Origin of the sequence: Frondihabitans peucedani (genome assembly GCF_039537585.1) — a bacterium.
In the GTDB taxonomy this organism is placed as follows: Bacteria; Actinomycetota; Actinomycetes; order Actinomycetales; family Microbacteriaceae; genus Frondihabitans; species Frondihabitans peucedani.
Genome location: NZ_BAABAU010000001.1, coordinates 849,524 through 869,165, shown reverse-complemented (window position 1 = coordinate 869,165; position 19,642 = coordinate 849,524). Strand labels below are relative to the sequence as shown.

At 67.4% G+C, this 19,642-nt stretch carries 24 protein-coding genes; 21 read left to right on the top strand and 3 right to left on the bottom strand.

What is annotated here, in order from left to right; genetic code table 11:
* Nucleotides 1–6 precede the first annotated feature (6 nt).
* The gene (gene trmD, locus ABD733_RS04115) at nucleotides 7–711 is read left to right on the top strand and encodes a tRNA (guanosine(37)-N1)-methyltransferase TrmD (protein ID WP_344793755.1); all 705 of its coding nucleotides are present in this window, start codon (nucleotides 7–9) and stop codon (nucleotides 709–711) included.
* Nucleotides 712–713: 2 nt separating this feature from the next.
* Here the strand turns inward: trmD and map are convergent, their stop codons facing one another.
* Nucleotides 714–1,484 carry a type I methionyl aminopeptidase gene (map, locus tag ABD733_RS04110; protein ID WP_344793754.1) on the bottom strand — a complete coding sequence of 257 codons (771 nt, stop codon included), beginning with the start codon at nucleotides 1,482–1,484 and terminating at the stop codon, nucleotides 714–716.
* A 38-nt stretch (nucleotides 1,485–1,522) separates the two neighbouring features.
* Between map and ABD733_RS04105 the strand changes: the two genes are divergently transcribed.
* The 5 genes from ABD733_RS04105 to ABD733_RS04085 all read left to right on the top strand — a co-directional run bounded on the left by ABD733_RS04105 (nucleotide 1,523) and on the right by ABD733_RS04085 (nucleotide 4,761).
* A complete protein-coding gene (locus ABD733_RS04105) occupies nucleotides 1,523–2,113 on the top strand; it encodes a hypothetical protein (RefSeq protein WP_344793753.1) in 591 nt (196 codons plus the stop codon).
* A gap of 229 nt (nucleotides 2,114–2,342) precedes the next feature.
* Nucleotides 2,343–2,693, top strand: coding sequence for a 50S ribosomal protein L19 (gene rplS, locus ABD733_RS04100; RefSeq protein ID WP_055958791.1), 351 nt, complete (start codon nucleotides 2,343–2,345; stop codon nucleotides 2,691–2,693).
* A gap of 94 nt (nucleotides 2,694–2,787) precedes the next feature.
* Complete coding sequence (gene lepB, locus ABD733_RS04095) at nucleotides 2,788–3,687, top strand: signal peptidase I (RefSeq protein ID WP_344793752.1); 900 nt, start codon at nucleotides 2,788–2,790, stop codon at nucleotides 3,685–3,687.
* A gap of 37 nt (nucleotides 3,688–3,724) precedes the next feature.
* Complete coding sequence (locus tag ABD733_RS04090; protein WP_344793751.1) at nucleotides 3,725–4,360, top strand: ribonuclease HII; 636 nt, start codon at nucleotides 3,725–3,727, stop codon at nucleotides 4,358–4,360.
* A gap of 77 nt (nucleotides 4,361–4,437) precedes the next feature.
* Nucleotides 4,438–4,761 (top strand): DUF2469 family protein, encoded by a 324-nt coding sequence (locus ABD733_RS04085; protein ID WP_344793750.1) that lies wholly within the window; start codon nucleotides 4,438–4,440, stop codon nucleotides 4,759–4,761.
* A gap of 98 nt (nucleotides 4,762–4,859) precedes the next feature.
* Here the strand turns inward: ABD733_RS04085 and ABD733_RS04080 are convergent, their stop codons facing one another.
* Nucleotides 4,860–5,003 carry a hypothetical protein gene (locus ABD733_RS04080; RefSeq protein WP_344793749.1) on the bottom strand — a complete coding sequence of 48 codons (144 nt, stop codon included), beginning with the start codon at nucleotides 5,001–5,003 and terminating at the stop codon, nucleotides 4,860–4,862.
* A gap of 191 nt (nucleotides 5,004–5,194) precedes the next feature.
* On the opposite strand from ABD733_RS04080, the gene ABD733_RS04075 reads away from it, so the two are divergent.
* From ABD733_RS04075 to ABD733_RS04055, 5 genes are all read left to right on the top strand, one after another.
* Complete coding sequence (locus ABD733_RS04075; protein WP_344793748.1) at nucleotides 5,195–6,337, top strand: AAA family ATPase; 1,143 nt, start codon at nucleotides 5,195–5,197, stop codon at nucleotides 6,335–6,337.
* Nucleotides 6,334–6,993, top strand: coding sequence for a DUF4276 family protein (locus ABD733_RS04070; protein ID WP_344793747.1), 660 nt, complete (start codon nucleotides 6,334–6,336; stop codon nucleotides 6,991–6,993). The genes ABD733_RS04075 and ABD733_RS04070 overlap by 4 nt, the downstream gene beginning before the upstream one ends.
* Nucleotides 6,994–7,318: 325 nt before the next feature.
* A complete protein-coding gene (locus tag ABD733_RS04065; protein ID WP_344793746.1) occupies nucleotides 7,319–8,011 on the top strand; it encodes a hypothetical protein in 693 nt (230 codons plus the stop codon).
* Between the two features lie 192 nt (nucleotides 8,012–8,203).
* Nucleotides 8,204–9,127 (top strand): metallophosphoesterase family protein, encoded by a 924-nt coding sequence (locus ABD733_RS04060; protein WP_344793745.1) that lies wholly within the window; start codon nucleotides 8,204–8,206, stop codon nucleotides 9,125–9,127.
* A 4-nt stretch (nucleotides 9,128–9,131) separates the two neighbouring features.
* The gene (locus ABD733_RS04055; RefSeq protein WP_344793744.1) at nucleotides 9,132–10,088 is read left to right on the top strand and encodes a tyrosine recombinase XerC; all 957 of its coding nucleotides are present in this window, start codon (nucleotides 9,132–9,134) and stop codon (nucleotides 10,086–10,088) included.
* A 61-nt stretch (nucleotides 10,089–10,149) separates the two neighbouring features.
* On the opposite strand, the gene ABD733_RS04050 is transcribed toward ABD733_RS04055, so the two are convergent.
* Nucleotides 10,150–10,722, bottom strand: a complete 573-nt coding sequence (locus ABD733_RS04050; protein WP_344793743.1) for a M23 family metallopeptidase — start codon at nucleotides 10,720–10,722, stop codon at nucleotides 10,150–10,152.
* 135 nt (nucleotides 10,723–10,857) lie between these two features.
* Between ABD733_RS04050 and ABD733_RS04045 the strand changes: the two genes are divergently transcribed.
* The 10 genes from ABD733_RS04045 to ABD733_RS04000 all read left to right on the top strand — a co-directional run bounded on the left by ABD733_RS04045 (nucleotide 10,858) and on the right by ABD733_RS04000 (nucleotide 19,640).
* Nucleotides 10,858–12,306: a sugar porter family MFS transporter gene (locus ABD733_RS04045; RefSeq protein WP_344793742.1), complete on the top strand. Its 1,449-nt coding sequence runs from the start codon at nucleotides 10,858–10,860 to the stop codon at nucleotides 12,304–12,306.
* Between the two features lie 264 nt (nucleotides 12,307–12,570).
* The gene (rpsB, locus tag ABD733_RS04040) at nucleotides 12,571–13,557 is read left to right on the top strand and encodes a 30S ribosomal protein S2 (protein WP_344793741.1); all 987 of its coding nucleotides are present in this window, start codon (nucleotides 12,571–12,573) and stop codon (nucleotides 13,555–13,557) included.
* Between the two features lie 48 nt (nucleotides 13,558–13,605).
* Entirely contained in the window at nucleotides 13,606–14,439 is an 834-nt protein-coding gene (gene tsf, locus ABD733_RS04035; RefSeq protein WP_344793740.1) for a translation elongation factor Ts, read from the top strand.
* Between the two features lie 142 nt (nucleotides 14,440–14,581).
* Complete coding sequence (gene pyrH, locus ABD733_RS04030; protein ID WP_344793739.1) at nucleotides 14,582–15,301, top strand: UMP kinase; 720 nt, start codon at nucleotides 14,582–14,584, stop codon at nucleotides 15,299–15,301.
* 122 nt (nucleotides 15,302–15,423) lie between these two features.
* Entirely contained in the window at nucleotides 15,424–15,939 is a 516-nt protein-coding gene (gene frr, locus ABD733_RS04025; protein ID WP_344795997.1) for a ribosome recycling factor, read from the top strand.
* Nucleotides 15,939–16,949 (top strand): phosphatidate cytidylyltransferase, encoded by a 1,011-nt coding sequence (locus ABD733_RS04020; protein ID WP_344793738.1) that lies wholly within the window; start codon nucleotides 15,939–15,941, stop codon nucleotides 16,947–16,949. The genes frr and ABD733_RS04020 overlap by 1 nt, the downstream gene beginning before the upstream one ends.
* Before the next feature lie 76 nt (nucleotides 16,950–17,025).
* Nucleotides 17,026–17,571 carry a DivIVA domain-containing protein gene (locus ABD733_RS04015; RefSeq protein ID WP_344793737.1) on the top strand — a complete coding sequence of 182 codons (546 nt, stop codon included), beginning with the start codon at nucleotides 17,026–17,028 and terminating at the stop codon, nucleotides 17,569–17,571.
* A 268-nt stretch (nucleotides 17,572–17,839) separates the two neighbouring features.
* Entirely contained in the window at nucleotides 17,840–18,469 is a 630-nt protein-coding gene (locus ABD733_RS04010; RefSeq protein WP_344793736.1) for an aggregation-promoting factor C-terminal-like domain-containing protein, read from the top strand.
* A 128-nt stretch (nucleotides 18,470–18,597) separates the two neighbouring features.
* Nucleotides 18,598–18,903, top strand: coding sequence for a hypothetical protein (locus ABD733_RS04005; RefSeq protein WP_344795995.1), 306 nt, complete (start codon nucleotides 18,598–18,600; stop codon nucleotides 18,901–18,903).
* Between the two features lie 26 nt (nucleotides 18,904–18,929).
* On the top strand, nucleotides 18,930–19,640 hold the full coding sequence (locus tag ABD733_RS04000) for an alpha/beta hydrolase (protein WP_344795993.1): 711 nt from the start codon (nucleotides 18,930–18,932) through the stop codon (nucleotides 19,638–19,640).
* Nucleotides 19,641–19,642: the final 2 nt, after the last annotated feature.

Here is a 19,642-nt window from a genome sequence, read left to right as displayed (position 1 = left end):
GCGCCCGTGCGCATCGACATCGTCACGATCTTCCCCGAGTTCTTCTCGGTGCTCGACGTGTCGCTCCTCGGCCGGGCGCGGCAGCAGCGCCTCCTCGACGTCGAGGTGCACGACCTGCGTGACTTCACCCACGACCGGCACCGCACCGTCGACGACACCCCGTACGGCGGGGGAGCGGGCATGGTCATGAAGCCGGAGCCGTGGGGCGAGGCGCTCGACGCGATCCTCGACGGCACTCCGGAGGGCACCGTGATGGTCGTCCCGTCTCCGGCCGGTCGGCCGTTCACGCAGCGCGAGGCCCGCGACCTGGCCCTCGCCCCGCGGCTCGTCTTCACCTGCGGCCGCTACGAGGGCATCGACCAGCGGGTCATCGATCACGCGGCGACCCGCCCCGGTGTGGAGGTCCGCGAGGTCAGCCTCGGCGACTACGTCCTGAACGGCGGCGAGGTCGCCGCGATGGCGATGATCGAGGCGGTCGGGCGACTCGTGCCCGGCGTCGTCGGCAACCCCGAGAGCCTGACCGAGGAGAGCCACGAGGACGGCCTGCTCGAGTACCCGAGCTACACCAAGCCGAGCGTGTGGCGGGAGCACGAGGTTCCGCCGATCCTGCTCTCCGGCAATCACGGCGCGATCGAGGCGTGGCGCCGCGAGCAGCAGCTGGAGCGCACCCGCCGCGTGCGGCCCGATCTGCTGCCGCCCGCGACCGACTGAGCTCAGCCGCGAGCGGTCAGCACGACCGGCCCGTCGGCCGTGATGGCTATGGTGTGCTCCGCGTGGGCGGAGCGTGAGCCGTCGGCGCTGCGGATCGTCCAGCCGTCGTCGTCGGTGTAGATCTGGTCGGTCCCGGCCATCAGCCAGGGCTCGATGGCGATGACGAGGCCGGGCTTCAGCGGGAACCCGCGTCCGGCTCGGCCGTCGTTCGCCACGTGCGGGTCGCCGTGCATCTCGGTGCCCACGCCATGGCCGCCGAACTGCAGGTTGACCGAGTAGCCCGCCGCGTGCGCGGTCTCGCCGATGGCCGCGGAGATGTCGCCCATCCTGCCGCCCGGCTGCGCCGCCGCGATGCCGCGGGCGAGAGCCTTCTCGACCGTGTCGATGAGCGTGCGGTCGGCCGGCGTCTCGTCGCCGCCCACGACGAGGCTGACGGCGCTGTCGGCCACCCAGCCGTTGACCTTGGCCGCGAAGTCGAGGCTCAGGAGGTCGCCCTTCTTCAGGCGGTAGTCGTGGGGCAGACCGTGCAGGACCGCGTCGTTGACCGACGTGCAGATCACCTTGCCGAACGGGCTGGCCCCGAACGACGGGTGGTAGTCGATGTAGCAGCTCTCGGCGCCGGCGGCGGTGATCATGCGGTGGGCCATCGAGTCGATCTCGAGGAGGTTCACCCCGGGAGCTGCTGCCCGGCTGGTGGCTCTCAGGACGTCGGCGACGAAGCGGCCGGCCGGCTTCATGTCCTCGATTTCTCCGGGCGTGCGTAGATCGATCATGCAGCCATTCTCCACCGGGGCGCCGTAGTGTCGCCCACATGTGGCTGCGTCGAGCTCTGTACCGCGCCCTCTGGGGTGCCGCCTTCGTCCTGCCTCTGTGGGTGTTCCTCGGCCGCGTCTTCTTCGGAGCGCCGCTCGGCTCCGCGTTCATCGCCGAGATCGTGCTCGTGCCGATCCTGTTCGTCCTGCAGGTCGCGGCGACCCTGGTCGTCTTCCTGCGTCCGTCCGTCCGCCGCACCAGGGCTGTCGCACCGCTCGAGGCGGCAGCGCTCGGCGTGCTCTGGGTCGGGCAGCTCGCGATCGGCTTCTTCCTCGTCGACTCGTCGTCGTCGGGCGCGCAGGCGTCCGTCTTCACCGGGCTCGTCGGCCCGTCGGCGCTGTCGCTGTCGACAGCCCTCGCCGGTGCCGGAGTGGTCGCTACGATCGCCGGTCTCGCCGGTCTCGTCGTCGTCGCCGTCCGTCAGGCCGCGCAGGATGCCCGGGCCTCGCTCGACCGCGTGATGGAGCGTTCCGGGATGGCCGGCGGGCAGCCCGGCTGGGCCTCTGCGCCTCTGACGGGCGACGCCGCCTCCCGGTCGGGCTTCGCGCACGACCCCGCGAACACGATCCGGATCACGCCTCGCCCGTAGGAGGCACCGTCTGTCGGCGGACCGTCCCGAAGTCGGCCACCAGCACCCGTCCTGCGCCGTGCATGGCGGGACGACCCGGGTCTGTGGCACAATAGGCGTTTGTGCCCGCGCACGACTCTGCCACAGGGGAGTCGGCCAACACGAGGCACGTCTTCCTTCTGCACGGTCCGCTCTTCGAGCGGGCTCCGAACCGAGGTCGACCTGTGGCGGCCCGAGAGAGCGAATCATCATGAGCCACATCCTCGACAGTCTGGATGCAGCGTCGCTTCGCAGCGATGTCCCCGACTTCCGCGCCGGCGACACCGTCAAGGTCCACGTGAACATCATCGAAGGCACGCGCTCGCGTGTCCAGGTGTTCCAGGGCGTCGTCATCGGCCGCCAGGGCGACAGCGTCCGCGAGACCTTCACGGTCCGCAAGGTCAGCTTCCAGGTCGGCGTCGAGCGCACGTTCCCCGTGCACTCCCCGGTCATCGACCACATCGAGCTCGTCAGCCGCGGCGACGTCCGTCGCGCGAAGCTGTACTACCTGCGCGAGCTGCGCGGCAAGAAGGCCAAGATCAAAGAGAAGCGCGACAACTAGTCGACAGCGGATCGACGGGGCTGACACGGTCAGCCCTCTCACCTGTACAGAGCTCCTCGCCCACTACCATTGGGCGGGGAGCTCTGGTGGTTAAATGACAGACAACGGCACGTTCATGGGCAGGCTGAGGCGGGGGCTGCAGCTGCCCTCCATCGGCGCACCGTCGGGAGGCGCGCACTCGAGTGCGGGCGACGCCAGTCGCGGCGGGGCAGGCGGCCGGGCCGAGAGCTCGACCGCGGGCGACGACGACTCGGGCGAGAGCGGCGGACTCCGCCCGCGCAACGGTCGTCGACCGCGGCGGAGCGGTGCTGCGCGATTCGTCCGCGATCTCGTCATCATCTTCCTGGCGGCCCTGCTCATCTCGTTCCTCATCAAGACGTTCCTGGTGCGGTCGTTCTACATCCCGTCCGCGTCGATGGAGAACACCCTCCAGATCAACGACCGCATCATCGTCAACGAGCTCGTCCCCAAGGTCACACCGATCAAGCGCGGCGACGTCGTGGTCTTCACCGATCCGGGCGGCTGGCTGACCGGCCAGGAGCAGACCTCGAGCCAGACCGGCAACCCGGTCGTCGACGGGGTCCAGTGGTTCCTGACGCAGGTCGGACTCGGCACTCAAGACAGCGACGACCACCTCATCAAGCGGGTCATCGGCCTGCCGGGCGACAAGGTCGCCTGCTGCAACGACTTCGGGCAGATGACCGTCAACGGCGTGCCGCTCGACGAGCCGTACACGAAGCTCCCGGCCGGAGTCACCCGCGAGTCGCAGAACGACTTCTCGGTGACCGTCCCGGCCGGCTCTCTCTGGGTGGAGGGCGACAACCGCTACAACTCGGCCGACAGCCGACTGCAGACGGGCACGCCCTCGAAGGGGTTCGTCCCCGAGTCCGACGTCGTCGGCCGGGCCTTCGTCATCACCTGGCCCGCCAGCCGCTGGACCTGGCTCGACGACTACCCGTCCGTCTTCCGCGGCACCGACAAGGGCGCGAAGTGATCCTCGTCCGCTGCTCGACCGGGCGCTCGGCGGCGTGATGGCCGTGGTCGATCCGACGCTCGAGCTCGAACGCGAGCTGCACGAGTCGGGGGCGCACTGGGTCGTCGGCTGCGACGAGGTGGGTCGCGGCGCGATCGCGGGGCCGGTCGCCGTCGGGGTCAGCGCCGTCCTCGCCGCGTGCGAGCCGCATCCTGCGGGCCTCCGCGACAGCAAGATGCTGAGCGAGAAGCGCCGGGAGGCCCTCTATCCGCTCGCCCAGACCTGGAGCCACGCGTCGGCCGTCGGCCTCGCCGACGCGGAGGAGGTCGACCGGATCGGCATCGTCGCGGCGCTGGGGCTGGCCGGCCGCCGGGCGCTCGTCCACCTGCACGAGGCGGGCGTGCGCGTGCTCGACAGCGTGGTGCTCCTCGACGGCAGCCACGACTGGCTGACCCCCGCCCTCAGCTCGGCGCCGCGCGTCGTCACCCGCATCAAGGCCGACCGCGACTGCGCGTCGGTCGCCGCCGCCTCCGTCATCGCGAAGGTGCACCGCGACCGCATGATGATCGGCTACGACGAGACCTATCCCGGCTACGGCTGGACCGGCAACAAGGGCTACGGCTCTGAGGCGCACTTCAAGGCGCTCGGCGAGCTCGGCCCCTCGCCGCTGCACCGGCTGACCTGGCTGCACTGAGCTCCGCTCCGACGGGTCGCGAGCAGCGCCCCGGGGTGGCGTCGCGAGACGAGAGCGCCGCGTAGAATCGTCTCTCGATGGACGACGACGATTTCGAAGACTACGACCGCGAGGTCGAACTGGCTCTCTATCGCGAGTACCGCGACGTGGTCTCGCAGTTCCGCTACGTCATCGAGACCGAGCGGCGGTTCTACCTCGCCAACGAGGTCGAGCTCGTGCGGCGCGACACCGAGCACGACTTCTACTTCGAGCTCACGATGGACGACGTCTGGGTCTGGGACGTCTACCGGTCCGACCGCTTCGTGAAGTCCGTCCGGGTGCTGACCTTCAAAGACGTCAACGTCGAAGAGCTCACCACGCGCGACCTCGAGCTGCCCAAAGAGCTGGCGCTCGACGAGTAGTTATTCGACAGTAGACGCGGCGTTTTGAACACCTGCACACATCTTTATCTCGTGTGCTCTAGATTTCAGCGTGCTCCTTCACTTGCTAGGTTCGCCCTTCACGCGCGGCCCTCGATCAAGTCGTCCAGCGCGCCGAGAGCGGCAAAGTAGGCGGCAATTTCCTCCGGTTCGCTATGCGTGCATTGTTCGCGACACAGGAGCCAGAATTCAAAGCGGTCGCGCAGTTCTCGAGCTGAAATCATGAGCTAAGCGTGTCAGGTGGTTTGGAGGCCCGAGGAGTTATCCACAGGGAGCGGTCCGTGGAAAAGCGGAGTGACGCTGCCGCGTTGTCGGCCTACCAGCGAGGTCGCTCGCTAGACTCAAACCGGTCCACGCTGTCGCTGGATCACGGGACGAGATGAGGCCCTAGGGCAGCTGGGTGGGATGAAAAGCTATGGCTCCAGCACTTGCGTCCGTCGAGGTACGCGGTTTCAAATCGATAGAGTCGCTTCACCTTGAGCTATCAACTCCAGTCACTTTGCTCATCGGTGCGAATGGCGCTGGTAAGAGCAACGTAGTGGAGACGTTTGAGCTTCTGGGCTACACGGTCGACAAGGGCCTGCAGGCCTACACGCTGCGGGGCGGGGGCTTCTCTCAGTTTGCTCATCGCTCGCCGGCCCTTAGTTCTTCGACTGCTGTCTCCATAAAAGCTTGGGGTGGCTGGAACAGCGCTCAGAACGGAAGTGTCCGGAATGGATACCAGATGCGTCTCCAGGCAGGTCCAGAGGACACAACGATTCTGGAAGAAACGACGCTGCTCCACGGCGAGACTTATGAACGACCCTACGAGCGGGCACTTTCTTATGGGCGAGAGTCACAGTTGCGAGAAAGCCAAGGGCAACACAAGGCAAACCAGTATCTTCTCAACGTCTTGTCGGGTTGCCGGGTTTTTCACTTTGACGACACCAGCTTTGACGCGCCTCCGCTCCGGCGAAGCCAAATAAGCGACTACGAGTCCCTGCACTCCGACGCATCCAACTTGCCCGCCGTTCTGCTCGATATTCAAAAAAATTTCGCGTCGACTTACCGTCGGATTCTCCGTTCAGTCCGAAACGTTGCTCCGTTTTTCGACGACTTCGTATTGCGCCCTGAGGGGGAGTCACTGAGCCTTCGATGGCGTGAGAAAGGGCTCGATGAAGTCTTTTCCGGCGGAGCTCTGAGTTCGGGAACGCTTAGGTTCGTCTGTCTAGCTGTACTTTTGCAACAGCCTCGTCAGCCCGCGACGATCGTGCTGGATGAGCCGGAACTTGGTCTTCATCCTGCTGCCATACATCAGCTCGCCGATCTTTTCCGAAATGTTGGGCCGGATCAACGACTTATTGCGGCTACGCAATCTGTGACTCTTCTCGCGCAATTTGGAATTGACGAAGTTGCGGTGATTGAGCGGGAACGCGGCGCCACCACCGTCTCCAGGCCGAGTCGTCAACGTCTGGCTGAGTGGCTCAATGAGTATTCACTAGGCCAGTTGTGGGAAATGAATCTACTTGGAGGACGGCCAGCATTGGCCTCCCAAGTCATCAAAGACGGTCAAGAATGACCCCCCAGATCGCCATTCTGGTTGAGGGGCAGACCGAAGAGGCGTTCGTGAAGTTGGTCCTCCAGCCGTTCATTGGCTTCGACGTCGCATACTTAACACCTATTGTTGTGCATACGTCTCGGACAGCGAATGGCACGGCTTTTCGTGGTGGTGGAAGCTGGCGACATTACGAGACGCAGCTTAAGGGCCTTTTGGGTCAAAGCCACTGGCATTTGGTTACCACCATGATCGATTTCTATGGCTACCCAAGCGATGGCCCGGCGTGTTCTTGCGATGGAAATCACCGGCAACCGGCTTGCGTAGATGAGCGCGAGAAGGGCATGAAAGATGCACTTTCGAACGACAAGCGTTTTCGCCCTTTTGTCGCTCTGCATGAATTCGAAACGCTGGTGATCGCAGCAGGGTCTACACAAACGTTAGTTCTTGATGAGGCAGGGGCTGCCGAAACTTTTCGAGAGCTTGTAGCCGAATACAACGGCGATGCCGAGCTCATCAACAATGGTCCGACCACGGCCCCGTCCAAGCGTGTCCTAGCGGCTATTCCCGACTACCGCAAAGTCCGCGATGCGGTAGAAGTTTTAGAACATTCGCTGCCTGCGGGATTGACCCACACGCCAAGGTTTCGTATGTGGGTAGAAGCACTTGGTATGAGCTAGCTTCAATGCCCGCGAAGCTATTTGGCCACGCTAAAAAACCTGGCCTAATCGCGAGACCAACTGCCGAGAAGATGTCGGGTGCTCGATTCGGCGAACATGTACACGTGCCTGAGGCGCGCTTTGCGTCGCACGGGCTCCGGGCGGCGATGATGCTGTTCCGGGCGGGGACGAACTTCGGCGGTCTCAGGCGTTGCGTGCCCGTCTGCCTGCCAGTCTTCTCATTGCCGAAAACAGCCCTCGCTTCTTTAGGCCGCAGATAGATCGGGCCTACGTCGCCGACCTCAGCAGTGAGACGTAAGACGGAGCTTCTTCTAAGCTCGTCCGCATGACGAATCCTGCGCAGGAATTGCTGACAATCTTCGATTCATGGAAAGGGTCGTCGGGCGACGGGATTCAAATTGCTCGCACGCAGAGTGACGGAATGATCAGCTTGAATGATCACCTGCGCGCCATGAAGCTCGTGTGGGAACTTGCGCAAATCGTCGATCACTGGGAGGCGAGCGGCCAGGCGGTTCAGATGTACCGACAAGGCCTCAACGCTTGGGTTAGTTACATCCTTGCCTTCCCGTACAGTTGGCAGGCGTCTAGCGGAAACCAGCAGGCGCGAAGCAGCGCACGAACGGACCTTCTTGAGGCCCTTGCGCACGCACTGTCGCTTTCTGCGCCTCGGATCGACATAAATCAGCTAGAAAGTCTTTCCAGCTTCCTTGACTCCATCATGGAGTTGCTGGCCTCGGACAATGCCCTTCCGGAAGAACTACGGAAGTACATCTTAAAACTGGTGCAAGAGATCCGACTAGCGTGGGAGGACTGGTCCGTATCTGGCGTCTCTCCATCAGAGGACACCTTCCTAAGGCTTTGGGTCGCGCTCCAAGCGGCCGAAAATGCGTCCCATGAGGAGAAATCCAAGTGGCGAACCCTTTGGGAAGGTCTGATCAGGCCTGCTGGTGCGCAGTTTTTGATTAGCCTTCCCGGAACGAGCGTCACTACCATCGCGCAAATTGTCTCCGGGTCCTGACGGCCTCGAATTGGAGGACTTCGTCCTCCATCTGCTCGTGTTTTGATGTCGAGGGCCTCGAAGTCGCCGCACGTGCAATTCGAGCTCCTGCGGCAAAGCCGGCTCACACTGAAAAGGTACCGGCATGAAAGTAGGGACTAAAGGCCGAAATCACTCGCCGGGGGGATGGCCCTCCGCAGCTACTCTGGGGGAGTGACAGCAGCAGGGCTCTCGCCGACTCCCGGCTTCACCATCGCCCACCTCAGCGACACGCACTTCCTGGGCGGCAGCGCCAAGTGGGGCGGCGTCATCGACACCGACTCCCAGGTCGAGAGCGCGCTCCGGCAGCTGAAGCGGTCGGGTCGCAGGCCCGACGCGATCGTGCTCACCGGCGACCTGACCGACCTCGGCGAGCCGGACGCGTACGCGCGGCTCCGCGCGCTCGTCGAACCGGTCGCCGACGAGCTCGGCGCCGAGATCGTCTGGGTGATGGGCAACCACGACGAGCGCGGCGTCTACTCCCGGCAGTTGTTCGACCAGGAGCTCCCCGGCCGCGACGAGGACCACCCGCAGGACCGCGTGTACGACGTCCGCGGGCTCCGCATCATCGCCTTCGACAGCACCGTCCCCGGGTACCACCACGGCGACATCGACGAGGCGCAGCTGCGGTGGCTGGCCGAGGTGCTCGCGGAGCCTGCGCCCCACGGAACCCTGCTGGCGCTGCACCACCCGCCGCTCGAGACGCCGCTCGAGCTGATGAACATCCTGCAGCTGCGGCACCGCGACGAGCTCGCCGAGGTGCTGCGGGGGAGCGACGTCCGCGCGATCCTGGGCGGCCACTTCCACTACTCGACCTTCGGCCTGTTCTCGGGCATCCCGGTGTCGGTCGCATCCGCGACGTGCACGACGATGGACCTCGGCGCGCCACGCGACGAGCTCCGGCAGATCGACGCCCTCCGCTCCTTCTCGCTCGTGCACGTCTACCCCGACGGGATCACCCACTCCACCGTCCCCGTCGACGAGTACGCGCCCCTCGGCGGGTTCGGCGCCGACGTCCTGGCCCGGATCGAGGCCATGACGCCGGACGAGCAGCTCGAGGCGTTCTCCCGCAAGGCGCCGCCGGCCGAGACGCCGTGACCCCGTGACGACCTCACCAGAAGCCCCGTCGCCGGAGGGGTCTGCGCCCCTCGCCCGCGATGTCGAGCTGTTCCTCGAGCACCTGCGGCACGCCCGCGGCCTGAGCGACAACAGCGTGCGGAGCTACGGCACCGACCTCGACGCCCTGCTGGCCTTCGTCCGCAGCCGCGTCGACGGCGAGCCCGCGACCGACGGCATCGACCTCGACACGCTCCGCGACTGGCTGTGGCAGAGCACCGAGCTGGGGCTCGCCCGAGCGACGATCGCCCGGCGCTCCGCATCGGCGCGCGGCCTGACCAGGTGGCTGCACGAGTCGGGCAGGATCGCGGTCGACGTCGGTGTCCGCCTCCGCGCGCCCAAGGCCGAGAACCGGCTGCCGCGCGTGCTCACCCGCGAGCAGATCGACGGCATTCTCGCGGGGCTCGCCGCTGCCGCGTCGGCCGGCGACCCGGGCGCCCTCCGCGACCTGGCCGTCATCGAGCTGCTCTACGGCTCCGGCCTCCGCGTCGGCGAGCTCGTCGGGGTCGACACCGGCGACATCGACCAGGAGCGACTCACCGTCCGCGTGCTCGGCAAGGGCTCGAAGCAGCGCGTCGTGCCGTTCGGGGTCCCGGCCGCCACGGCCCTCGACCGCTACGCGGTGAAGGGGCGGCCGGTGCTGGCGTCGAGAGGCGGTTCCGACCCCACCGCCTTCTTCCTCGGCGGGACCGGCAGACGTCTCGGCTCGCGCGCCGTGTACGCGCTCGTGGCGAAGCTCCTCGAGCCGCTCCCCGGCTCGGGCCCCGCCGGTCCGCACACTCTCCGGCACACCGCTGCCACGCATCTGCTCGACGGCGGCGCCGACCTCCGAGCCGTGCAGGAGCTCCTCGGCCACAGCAGCCTCGGCACCACGCAGATCTACACGCACGTGTCGACGGAGCGCCTCCGCGAGACCTACCGCTCGGCGCACCCGCGCGCCTGACCGGCGCCGTCGAACCGTCGTCCGCCTGCTCCGCCCGCTCGGCCCGCTCGGCCCGCTCCGCTCATCCCCGCGTCGGCAGCAGCACCGCCCAGCGCGCCGCCCCCAGGAGCACGAGCGGCGACACGTACCGGCGGTCGACGCGCGCGCCGAGGTGCAGACAGGCGCCCTCGGCGCAGTGCCCGGCTCGCAGGATCCCGACGGGCTGACCCCGTTCGACGTGCTGCCCCTTCGAGACGGTCGCCTCCACCGGCTCGAAGCTCGACAGGAGCCCGCCGGAGTGCTCGAGCGACACGACCGGCCGGTCGACCACGACGCCCGCGAAGTGCACCACGCCCGACTCCGGCGCGAGCACGACGCTTTCGGCCGGCGAGCCGAGGTCGACTCCCCGGTGACCTGGCGACCACACGGCGGCGGGCGCCTCGAATCCGCGGAGCACCGGGTGCGGCAGAGGCACGGGCCACGACCACCTCGGCGGAGAGGTGGAGGAGACAGGAGCTGAGGCCGTCGCCGGGGGAGAGCCCGCCAGCAGCGCGGAAGCAGCGAGGAGCAGCGCGGCGAGAGCGGACCCGCGGCGGCCGCGGCGGCGGTCGGTCCTCCTCGCTTCGGGAGGAGCAGAATCGGTTGCAGACATCATGGCGACAGCCTGCGATTCCGGCCGGGGTGCCGGGAGCGCGTACCCTGCTGGGTGTGCACGACGACTTGTGCGCGCCGATCTGTGGGGGAGCGGCGATCACGAGTCGCTGCTTCTTGCGAGAGAAAGTAGAACAAAGTGTCCTCAGCCGCCACCAGCGACCTGCCCGCCTCCGAGAAGAGATTGAATCGGCGGGTGACGGCCCTGGCGGTCGTCGCGGCCATCGGCGGCTTCCTGTTCGGATTCGACTCGTCCGTCATCAACGGCGCCGTCAACTCCATCGGCAAGGAGTTCGGCATCCCCGATGCCGCCTCCGGCATCGTCGTGGCCTCGGCTCTCATCGGCTGCGCCGTCGGCGCCTACCTCGGCGGCCGCTTCGCCGACCGCTGGGGCCGCATCCGGGTGATGTTCATCGCCGCGATCCTGTTCTTCCTGAGCTCGATCCTCGCCGGTATCGCGTTCTCGACCTGGGACTTCATCATCTGGCGCCTCGTCGGCGGCCTCGGCATCGGCATCGCCTCGGTCATCGCTCCGGCCTACATCTCCGAGGTCTCGCCGAAGAACATCCGCGGCCGCCTCGGCTCGTTCCAGCAGCTCGCCATCACGCTCGGCATCTTCGCCGCCCTCGGGTCCGACCAGCTCTTCGCCGTAATCGGCGGTTCGGCGGACGGCATGATCGGCCCGTTGCCCGCCTGGCGCTGGATGTTCATCGTCGGCGTCATCCCGTCGGTCGTGTACGGCATCCTGGCCCTCCGCCTGCCCGAGTCGCCTCGCTACCTCGCCGGGGAGGGGCGTCGTGACGAGGCCCGCGACGTCCTGAAGCAGATCGTCCCGACCGAGACCGTCGAGACCAACCTCCACGACATCGAGGACGCCATCAAGAAGGAGGAGGCGCTCACCAAGAAGTCGAGCATCCGCGGCCCGCGATTCGGCCTTCAGCCGATCGTCTGGGTGGGCATCATCCTGGCGATCTTCCAGCAGTTCGTCGGCATCAACGTGATCTTCTACTACTCGACCACCCTCTGGCAGGCCGTCGGCTTCAAGGAGTCGCAGTCGTTCCTGATCTCGACCATCACGTCGGTGGTCAACGTGGCCGTCACGTTCGTGGCGATCGCGCTCGTCGACAAGGTGGGTCGTCGGCCGATGCTGCTGGCCGGCTCGATCGGCATGACCGTCAGCCTGGCGTTCATGGCCATCTCGTTCAGCCAGTCGAACATCGTCGACGGTGCGCCCGAGCTGCCCGGCGCCTGGGGCCCCATCGCCCTGGTCGCGGCCAACCTCTTCGTCATCTCGTTCGGCGCCACCTGGGGCCCGCTCATGTGGGTCCTCCTCGGCGAGATGTTCCCGCCGAGCATCCGCGCCGCCGCCCTCGGCGTCGGGTCGAGCGCCAACTGGATCGCGAACTTCGTCGTGACCGTGGCGTTCCCGGCTCTCGCGGCAGTCAGCCTGTCGCTCTCGTACGGCATCTTCGCCTTCTTCGCTCTGCTCTCCCTGGTCTTCGTGTTCTTCAAGATCAAGGAGACGAAGGGCCGCTCCCTGGAAGAGATGGGCAGCGAGATCGTCGGGGCGAGCACCGCCAAGGCCTAGCAGGATCCCGCAGCGCCTCCGCCCCCACGAACGCCCCGTTCTCGACACCGAGACGGGGCGTTCGTGGTGCTAGCATGGGCGTGCAGTCTGCTCAGCAGGCTGACTTCGCGTGCCCGAGAGGCGCAGATCCCCCATTCGGTCCTTCGAGAGAAGGCGGGGTGTCGCGCCGGGCACCAGGCAGAGGCGGCCGTCCGGCCGTCCATCAACCGAGAAATCCGCACGTGTGCTCCGGAGGGAGCGCGTGCGAAGAAAAGGAGAACGGCCATGGCCGTCGTCACCATTCGCCAGCTGCTCGACAGCGGCGTCCACTTCGGACACCAGACCCGCCGGTGGAACCCGAAGGTCAAGCGCTTCATCCTCGCCGAGCGCTCCGGCATCCACATCATCGACCTCCAGCAGTCGCTCGGCTACATCGACAAGGCCTACGACTTCGTCAAGGAGACCGTCGCTCACGGCGGCACCATCCTCTTCGTCGGCACCAAGAAGCAGGCTCAGGGCTCCATCTCCGAGCAGGCGATCCGCGTCGGTCAGCCCTTCGTCAACCAGCGCTGGCTCGGTGGCCTCCTGACCAACTTCCAGACGGTCTCGAAGCGCCTCGCCCGCATGAAGGAGCTCGAGGAGATCGACTTCGACGACACCACTCAGGGCTTCACCAAGAAAGAGCTCCTGATCAAGAAGCGCGAGCTCGACAAGCTCCACAAGACGCTCGGCGGAATCCGCAACCTCACGAAGACGCCGTCCGCTCTCTGGGTCGTCGACACCAAGAAGGAGCACCTCGCGATCGACGAGGCCAAGAAGCTGGGCATCCCGGTCATCGGCATCCTCGACACGAACTGCGACCCCGACGAGATTCAGTTCCCGATCCCCGGCAACGACGACGCCATCCGCTCCGTCGGCCTGCTCACGCGCATCGTCGCCGACGCTGCCGCCGAGGGTCTGATCCAGCGTCACCAGAAGCCCGAGGCGGGCGACACGCCCGTCGAGCCGCTGGCCGAGTGGGAGGCCGAGCTCCTCGCGCAGACCACCGAGGCCGACGACAAGGAGGCCGTCGAGCTCCGCGAGGCGGTCCGCTCCGTCGGCGCCTCGACCGACGCCGCCGAGCCCACCGAGGAGAACGACGCCGACGCGCAGGTCGCCTCCAAGGCGATCGGCGAGCCCGTCGCCGAGCCGGTCGCCGTGGCCGACCCCGAGGTCGCGAACGCCGTCGACCCCGAGGCCGCGGCCATCGACGCCGCTGCCGACGCCAAGTAAGACCCTTTTCCTTCCAGTAAGCCTGATCCACGAAAGGTGGGCACATCTATGGCCAACTACTCCCTGGCAGATGTCAAAGAGCTCCGCGACCGCCTCGGCGCCGGGATGCTCGACAGCAAGAACGCGCTCGTCGAGGCGGACGGTGACCTCGAGAAGGCCATCGAGATCCTCCGCGTCAAGGGCCTGAAGGGCGTCGCGAAGCGCGAGGGTCGCACCACGACCGCCGGCCTCGTCACGGCGAAGCCCGGCACCGCCGGCACCGCCACCCTGATCGAGCTCGGCAGCGAGACCGACTTCGTCGCGAAGAACGAGAAGTTCATCGCTCTGGCCGAGACCGTCCTCGATGCTGTCGCCGCCTCCGGCGCCGACGACGCCGAGACCGGCAACGCCGCGATCGTCGAGGGCACGCAGACCGTGAGCGAGTACGTCGCTCAGGAGGCCGCTCTCCTCGGCGAGAAGATCGAGCTCCGCACGGTCGCCACGGTGCCCGGCACCGAGTTCGCGATCTACCTGCACAAGACCTCGAAAGACCTGCCCCCGCAGGTCGGCGTGGTCGTGGGCTACACCGGCGGCGACGCCGAGACCGCCCGATCGATCGCCCAGCACATCGCCTTCGCCGCTCCGAAGTTCCTGAGCCGCGACGAGGTCCCCGCCGACGAGGTCGCTCGTGAGCGCGCCATCGTCGAGGAGACCGCGAAGAACGAGGGCAAGCCCGAGGCCGCTCTCCCGAAGATCATCGAGGGTCGCCTCACCGGCTTCTTCAAGGAGATCGCCCTGCTCGACCAGCCCTATGCGAAAGACTCCAAGCAGTCCGTGCAGAAGGTGCTCACCGACGCGGGCATGACCATCACGGGCTTCGCCCGGGTCAAGGTCGGCGCGTAACACCAGTGAATGGGGCCCACCACGAGAAATCGTGGGGGCCCCATTTTCGCGCCCTCGACGCCCCGGAGCCGACGGCCGACGGGGTGCACCACCCACTTTCTGGATACCCTGACACCAGCCACCACGAGGGAGACGACAACCCATGAAGACAACCAAGACGAACCGACGACGCGTCCTCCTCAAACTCTCCGGAGAGGCCTTCGGAGGAGGCCAGCTCGGCGTGAACCCCGACGTGGTCAGCTCGTTGGCCCGCGAGATCGCCGAGGCGTCCGGCGACGTCGAGGTCGCGATCGTCGTCGGCGGAGGCAACTTCTTCCGCGGCGCCGAGCTGAGCCAGCGCGGCATGGACCGCGGGCGCGCCGACTACATGGGCATGCTGGGCACGGTGATGAACGCACTCGCCCTGCAGGACTTCCTGGAGCAGGCCGGGGCCGCCACGCGAGTCCAGTCGGCCATCGCCATGACCCAGGTCGCCGAGCCCTACATCCCGCGTCGTGCGGGGCGTCACCTCGAGAAGGGGCGCATCGTGATCTTCGGCGCCGGCGCAGGGCTCCCGTACTTCTCCACCGACACGGTCTCGGCGCAGCGCGCCCTCGAGATCGGGGCCGACGAGGTCCTGGTCGCGAAGAACGGAGTCGACGGCGTCTACTCCGCCGACCCCAACAAAGACCCGTCCGCGAAGAAGTTCGACCAGCTGACCTACCAGGAGGCCCTCGTCAAGGGCCTGAAGGTCGTCGACTCGACCGCATTCAGCCTCTGCATGGACAACGGCATGCCGATGCACGTCTTCGGCATGGAGGGCGAGGGCAACGTCGCTCGTGCCATCCGGGGCGAGCGCATCGGCACGCTCGTCAGCAACTGAGGCCCGCTTGTCCGCCGCGCGACCCCCGGTAAGCGTTCCGGGGTGTCCGCGCGGGTAAGCTTCCACACGAACTAAGGAGCAATGTGGCGATCACAGACGTACTGAGCGAGACCAGAGACAAGATGGACAAAGCCGTCGAGGTCGCGAAAGACGACTTCAACACGGTCCGCACGGGGCGCATCAACCCGGCGCTGTTCCAGAAGATCCCGGTCGAGTACTACGGCACCCCGACCCCGCTGGCCCAGCTGGCATCGCTCCAGGCGCCCGAGGCACGCACGCTGATCGTCACGCCCTACGACAAGACAGCGCTCAAGGAGATCGAGAAGGCCATCGCGACCTTCCCGAACCTCGGCGCGAGCCCGACCAACGACGGCACCATCGTGCGCGTCACGATCCCCGAGCTCACGCAGGACCGCCGCAAGGAGTTCGTCAAGATCGTCCGCACGAAGGGCGAGGACGCCAAGGTCGCGATCCGCAACATCCGCCGTCGTGCCAAAGACGACCTCGATTCGCAGCCCGAGGTCGGCGAAGACGAGATCGCCCGCGCCGAGAAGGAGCTCGAGGCGATCACGAAGAGCCACACGGACGCGATCGACGAGGCCCTCAAGAAGAAGGAAGCCGAGCTGCTCGAGGTCTGATGGACACTGCGCCCTCAGAACCAGACCCGTCGTCCGACGACGGATCGTCGGGTCATCCCGCCACGACCAGGCGAGCCGACTTCGATGCCCGCGCCCAGGCGGCGCGTCATGACCTCGAGGCTCAGCTGCGCGCGCAGCGGGCCCGCATCGAGGCCGGCAACCAGAAGCTGACCGCCCGCACGGGCCGCAACCTGCCCGCGGCGATCGGGATCGGCGTGGGCCTCGGCGGCTCCGTGCTGGTGAGCCTGATCCTGATCAAGGCCCTGTTCATGATCGTGGCCGCGATCCTGATCCTGTTCATGGTCATCGAGCTGACGAGCGCGCTCCGCTTCGCCGGCCGCGACGTGCCGCGCATTCCGAGCGCCGTGGTCGCCGTGGCGGTCGTGCCGGCGGCGTTCTTCTGGGGTGCCGAGGGCCAGTGGCTGACCCTCCTGGGCGGCATCGTCGTCATCTCGCTGTGGCGGATCGTGTCCGGCCTGGCGCCGGCCAGGCGTGCAGCGGCCCGCACGAGTGCCGTCGAGCTGTGGCGCGACCTCGGCACCGGCGCGTTCGTGCAGATCTACACGACGTTCCTCGGCTCGTTCCTCGTCCTCCTCACCGCTCAGGACGGCGGCCAGTGGTGGGCGCTCGGAACGCTGATCGTGGTCATCGCCGTCGACACGGGTGCGTATGCCACGGGGCTCAACTTCGGCAAGCACCCGATGGCTCCGCGCATCAGCCCGAAGAAGACGTGGGAGGGATTCGCCGGATCGCTGGCGGCCGCGATGGTCGCCGGGATCCTGATCTCCCTCTTCATGATCCACGAGCCCTGGTGGCTCGGCCTCGTGCTCGGTGCCGTCCTGACCTTCACGGCGACCGTGGGCGATCTGACGGAGTCGCTCATCAAGCGCGATCTCGGCATCAAGGACATCTCTACCTGGCTCCCGGGGCACGGCGGGTTCCTCGACCGCCTCGACAGCACGCTGCCGTCAGCGGTCGTCGCCTACGCCCTGTATCTGATCTTCACGTAGCACCCCCGAGCGGCAGACCAGCCGCTCGTCGGAGTCGCTCGCGGGCCCTGCCCGATTCGTACGGCACAATGGGCCCGTGAGTTCGACATTTCCGAAGGTGACCGGATCCAAGCGCGGCTACGACGTCAAGCAGGTCGAGGAGTTCCTCCTCGAGGCTCGTGAGTCGTACTCGGTCAAGGGCGAGGGGACGATCGGCGCCGAGACCATCCGGCGTCAGGCCTTCACCATGGTCAAGGGCGGCTACGTGCCCGAGGACGTCGACGCCGCGCTGGAGCGCCTCGAGGACGCCTTCGCGACGCGGGAGCGCGAGCGGGTGCTCCGCGAGACCGGCGACGACACCTGGTTCTCCGAGGCGAGGGCCACGGCCGAGGCTCTCGTCACGCGCCTCGAGCGGCCCGAGGGCCACCGGTTCGACCGGGTCGGCTTCCTGTCGCAGGGCTACCACCCGCGCGACGTCGACCGGCTCGTCACGCGCCTCAAGGGCTACTTCTCCGAGGGCAAGGCGCTGAGCATCGAGGAGGTCCGGACGAGTGTCTTCCGCTTCCGTCGCGGGGGCTATCGCGAAGCGCAGGTCGACCTCGTCCTCGACGCGGTGGTCGACGTCATGCTCGCTGTCCGGTGAGTCGCTCTCGACGCGTCGTGATCCTTCCGTTATAGTTGACGGACTTATGGGTAGGCACGCGGCAGTTCACGTATCCGGTAAGGCTCGCTCCTCTCGCATCCACGATGCGACGACAGACGGACAGGCGAACCGATCGGTCGTCAGGCGACCTCGGGCGGAGCAGCCGGTACGGCGCCTCGCTCCGGTGGCGCCTCCTCGGTCCTCGGCCCCGACCGGCCCGTCAGCCGCCCCCTCCTTCTCTCGCCGTCCGAACGTCGGCAAGCGCGTCGTGCTTCCGCTCGTCGGATTCGCCGCCACCTTCGCCTTCGTCTCCGGCTCGCTGGTGAACCCACTCTCCGGTGCCTACGCATCGACTGCGGCGCCGACCGACGTCACGGCTGTGGCGACCGGCTACACGGTCCAGGGTCAGACGTACACGGCCAGCGCCGGTACCGCCGTCTCCACGACTCGCGACGCCTACACGGTCCACTACACCCCGCCCGTCGTCAAGAAGCCGAAGCCTGTCGCCGCCGTGCAGGCCACGACGACCGCGACTGCCCAGTCGAGCAGCGCCACGACCACGACGACCACGGTCGCCCCTGTCGCGGCCGCCGCTTCGCCGGGCAGCGCACAGGCAGTCGGCGCGCAGCTCGTGGCCGCGCGCGGCTGGGGCACCGACCAGTACAACTGCCTCGTCTCGCTCTGGAACAAGGAGTCGGGCTGGAACGTCTACGCGGCCAACCCGTCGGGTGCCTACGGCATCCCGCAGGCTCTGCCCGGCAGCAAGATGGCCTCCGTCGGCGCCGACTGGCAGACGAGCGCCTCCACGCAGATCACCTGGGGTCTCAACTACATCCAGGGCCGCTACGGCACCCCCTGCGGCGCCTGGGCCCACTCGGTCGCCAACAACTGGTACTAGGCGACGCCTGGAGCAGGTTGCCCGGAGCAACAGGCCCCGACCACCACGCTCCGAGCAGCAGGCCTGGAGCAGCGCGCTCCGACCACCACGCTCCGAGCACCCCGAGTGACGGCCGCTAGGGTTGACGCATGCCGCGCAGCAACCGACCCCGACGACCCGCCGGTCGACACGAGGCTCCGGCTGGCGAGCCGGGCGACCTCTCGAGGATCCTCTACGGAGGCCAGCACAGCGAGGTGCGGCACGGTCGCGAGTACACGGTCCAGGCGATCGCCGGCACATCCTCGTCGAAGCCGTACATCTGCCCGTCCTGCTCCCTGACCATCGAGCCGGGCACGCCGCACATGGTCGTCTGGCGGGCCGACGGCCTCTTCGGCGAGGAGGCCGACCTGGCCGCTCGGCGTCACTGGCACACTCACTGCTGGAGGATCTTCTGAGCGACACCACTCCCGCCCGGGCGGGTATCGAGATCCGCGGCGGCGTCGAGCTGCCCGCGACCCGGACCGACATCGAGCTGCACACGAGCGACGGGCTGACTCTCGTCGGCGAGCTCGCGGTGCCTGAGGAGCGCGATCCGGTGGCCACGCTCCTGACGCTGCACCCGCTTCCGACCGCGGGCGGCTTCATGGACAGCCACATCATCCGCAAGGCGGCGGCCCGGCTCCCGGCGCTGGCCGATCTCGCGGTCCTGCGCTTCAACTTCCGGAGCGCCTCGTCGCCGCGGGGGCGTTCCGAGGGCGAGTTCGGCGACGGAGTCACCGAGGCGGCCGACCTCGCTGCAGCCGTGCGCTTCACGACCGAGCGCGCCCTCCCGAAGCCGTGGCTGGTGGGGTGGTCGTTCGGCACGGAGGTCGCGCTGAAGCACGGACTCGAGCACGACGTAGCCGGGCTCATCCTGCTGTCGCCGCCACTGCGTCGCACGAGCCAGGCGGAGCTCGCGCGCTGGCGGGGATCCGGCAGACGGATCGTCGCCCTCATACCGGAGTTCGACGACTTCCTGCGGCCGGCCGAGGCCCGCGAGCAGTTCAGCGCGGTGCCCGAGGTGGAGCTCGTCGAGGTGGCCGGCGGCAAGCACCTGTGGGTGGGGGAGGCGCAGACAAGGCGCGTGCTCGACGAGATCGTCCGGGTCGTGAGCCCCGACGCTCGCCCGCTGCCCGAGGTCTGGCAGCCGTAGCC

What these genes read in the sequence shown, in the direction of transcription:
- map (WP_344793754.1), bottom strand. Translation starts at nt 1,484, where the DNA reads ATGATCGATCTACGCACGCCCGGAGAAATCGAGGACATGAAGCCGGCC.
- ABD733_RS04105 (WP_344793753.1), top strand. Translation starts at nt 1,523, where the DNA reads ATGTGGCTGCGTCGAGCTCTGTACCGCGCCCTCTGGGGTGCCGCCTTC.
- rplS (WP_055958791.1), top strand. Translation starts at nt 2,343, where the DNA reads ATGAGCCACATCCTCGACAGTCTGGATGCAGCGTCGCTTCGCAGCGAT.
- lepB (WP_344793752.1), top strand. Translation starts at nt 2,788, where the DNA reads ATGACAGACAACGGCACGTTCATGGGCAGGCTGAGGCGGGGGCTGCAG.
- ABD733_RS04090 (WP_344793751.1), top strand. Translation starts at nt 3,725, where the DNA reads ATGGCCGTGGTCGATCCGACGCTCGAGCTCGAACGCGAGCTGCACGAG.
- ABD733_RS04085 (WP_344793750.1), top strand. Translation starts at nt 4,438, where the DNA reads ATGGACGACGACGATTTCGAAGACTACGACCGCGAGGTCGAACTGGCT.
- ABD733_RS04080 (WP_344793749.1), bottom strand. Translation starts at nt 5,003, where the DNA reads ATGATTTCAGCTCGAGAACTGCGCGACCGCTTTGAATTCTGGCTCCTG.
- ABD733_RS04075 (WP_344793748.1), top strand. Translation starts at nt 5,195, where the DNA reads ATGGCTCCAGCACTTGCGTCCGTCGAGGTACGCGGTTTCAAATCGATA.
- ABD733_RS04070 (WP_344793747.1), top strand. Translation starts at nt 6,334, where the DNA reads ATGACCCCCCAGATCGCCATTCTGGTTGAGGGGCAGACCGAAGAGGCG.
- ABD733_RS04065 (WP_344793746.1), top strand. Translation starts at nt 7,319, where the DNA reads ATGACGAATCCTGCGCAGGAATTGCTGACAATCTTCGATTCATGGAAA.
- ABD733_RS04050 (WP_344793743.1), bottom strand. Translation starts at nt 10,722, where the DNA reads ATGATGTCTGCAACCGATTCTGCTCCTCCCGAAGCGAGGAGGACCGAC.
- rpsB (WP_344793741.1), top strand. Translation starts at nt 12,571, where the DNA reads ATGGCCGTCGTCACCATTCGCCAGCTGCTCGACAGCGGCGTCCACTTC.
- tsf (WP_344793740.1), top strand. Translation starts at nt 13,606, where the DNA reads ATGGCCAACTACTCCCTGGCAGATGTCAAAGAGCTCCGCGACCGCCTC.
- pyrH (WP_344793739.1), top strand. Translation starts at nt 14,582, where the DNA reads ATGAAGACAACCAAGACGAACCGACGACGCGTCCTCCTCAAACTCTCC.
- frr (WP_344795997.1), top strand. Translation starts at nt 15,424, where the DNA reads ATGGACAAAGCCGTCGAGGTCGCGAAAGACGACTTCAACACGGTCCGC.
- ABD733_RS04020 (WP_344793738.1), top strand. Translation starts at nt 15,939, where the DNA reads ATGGACACTGCGCCCTCAGAACCAGACCCGTCGTCCGACGACGGATCG.
- ABD733_RS04005 (WP_344795995.1), top strand. Translation starts at nt 18,598, where the DNA reads ATGCCGCGCAGCAACCGACCCCGACGACCCGCCGGTCGACACGAGGCT.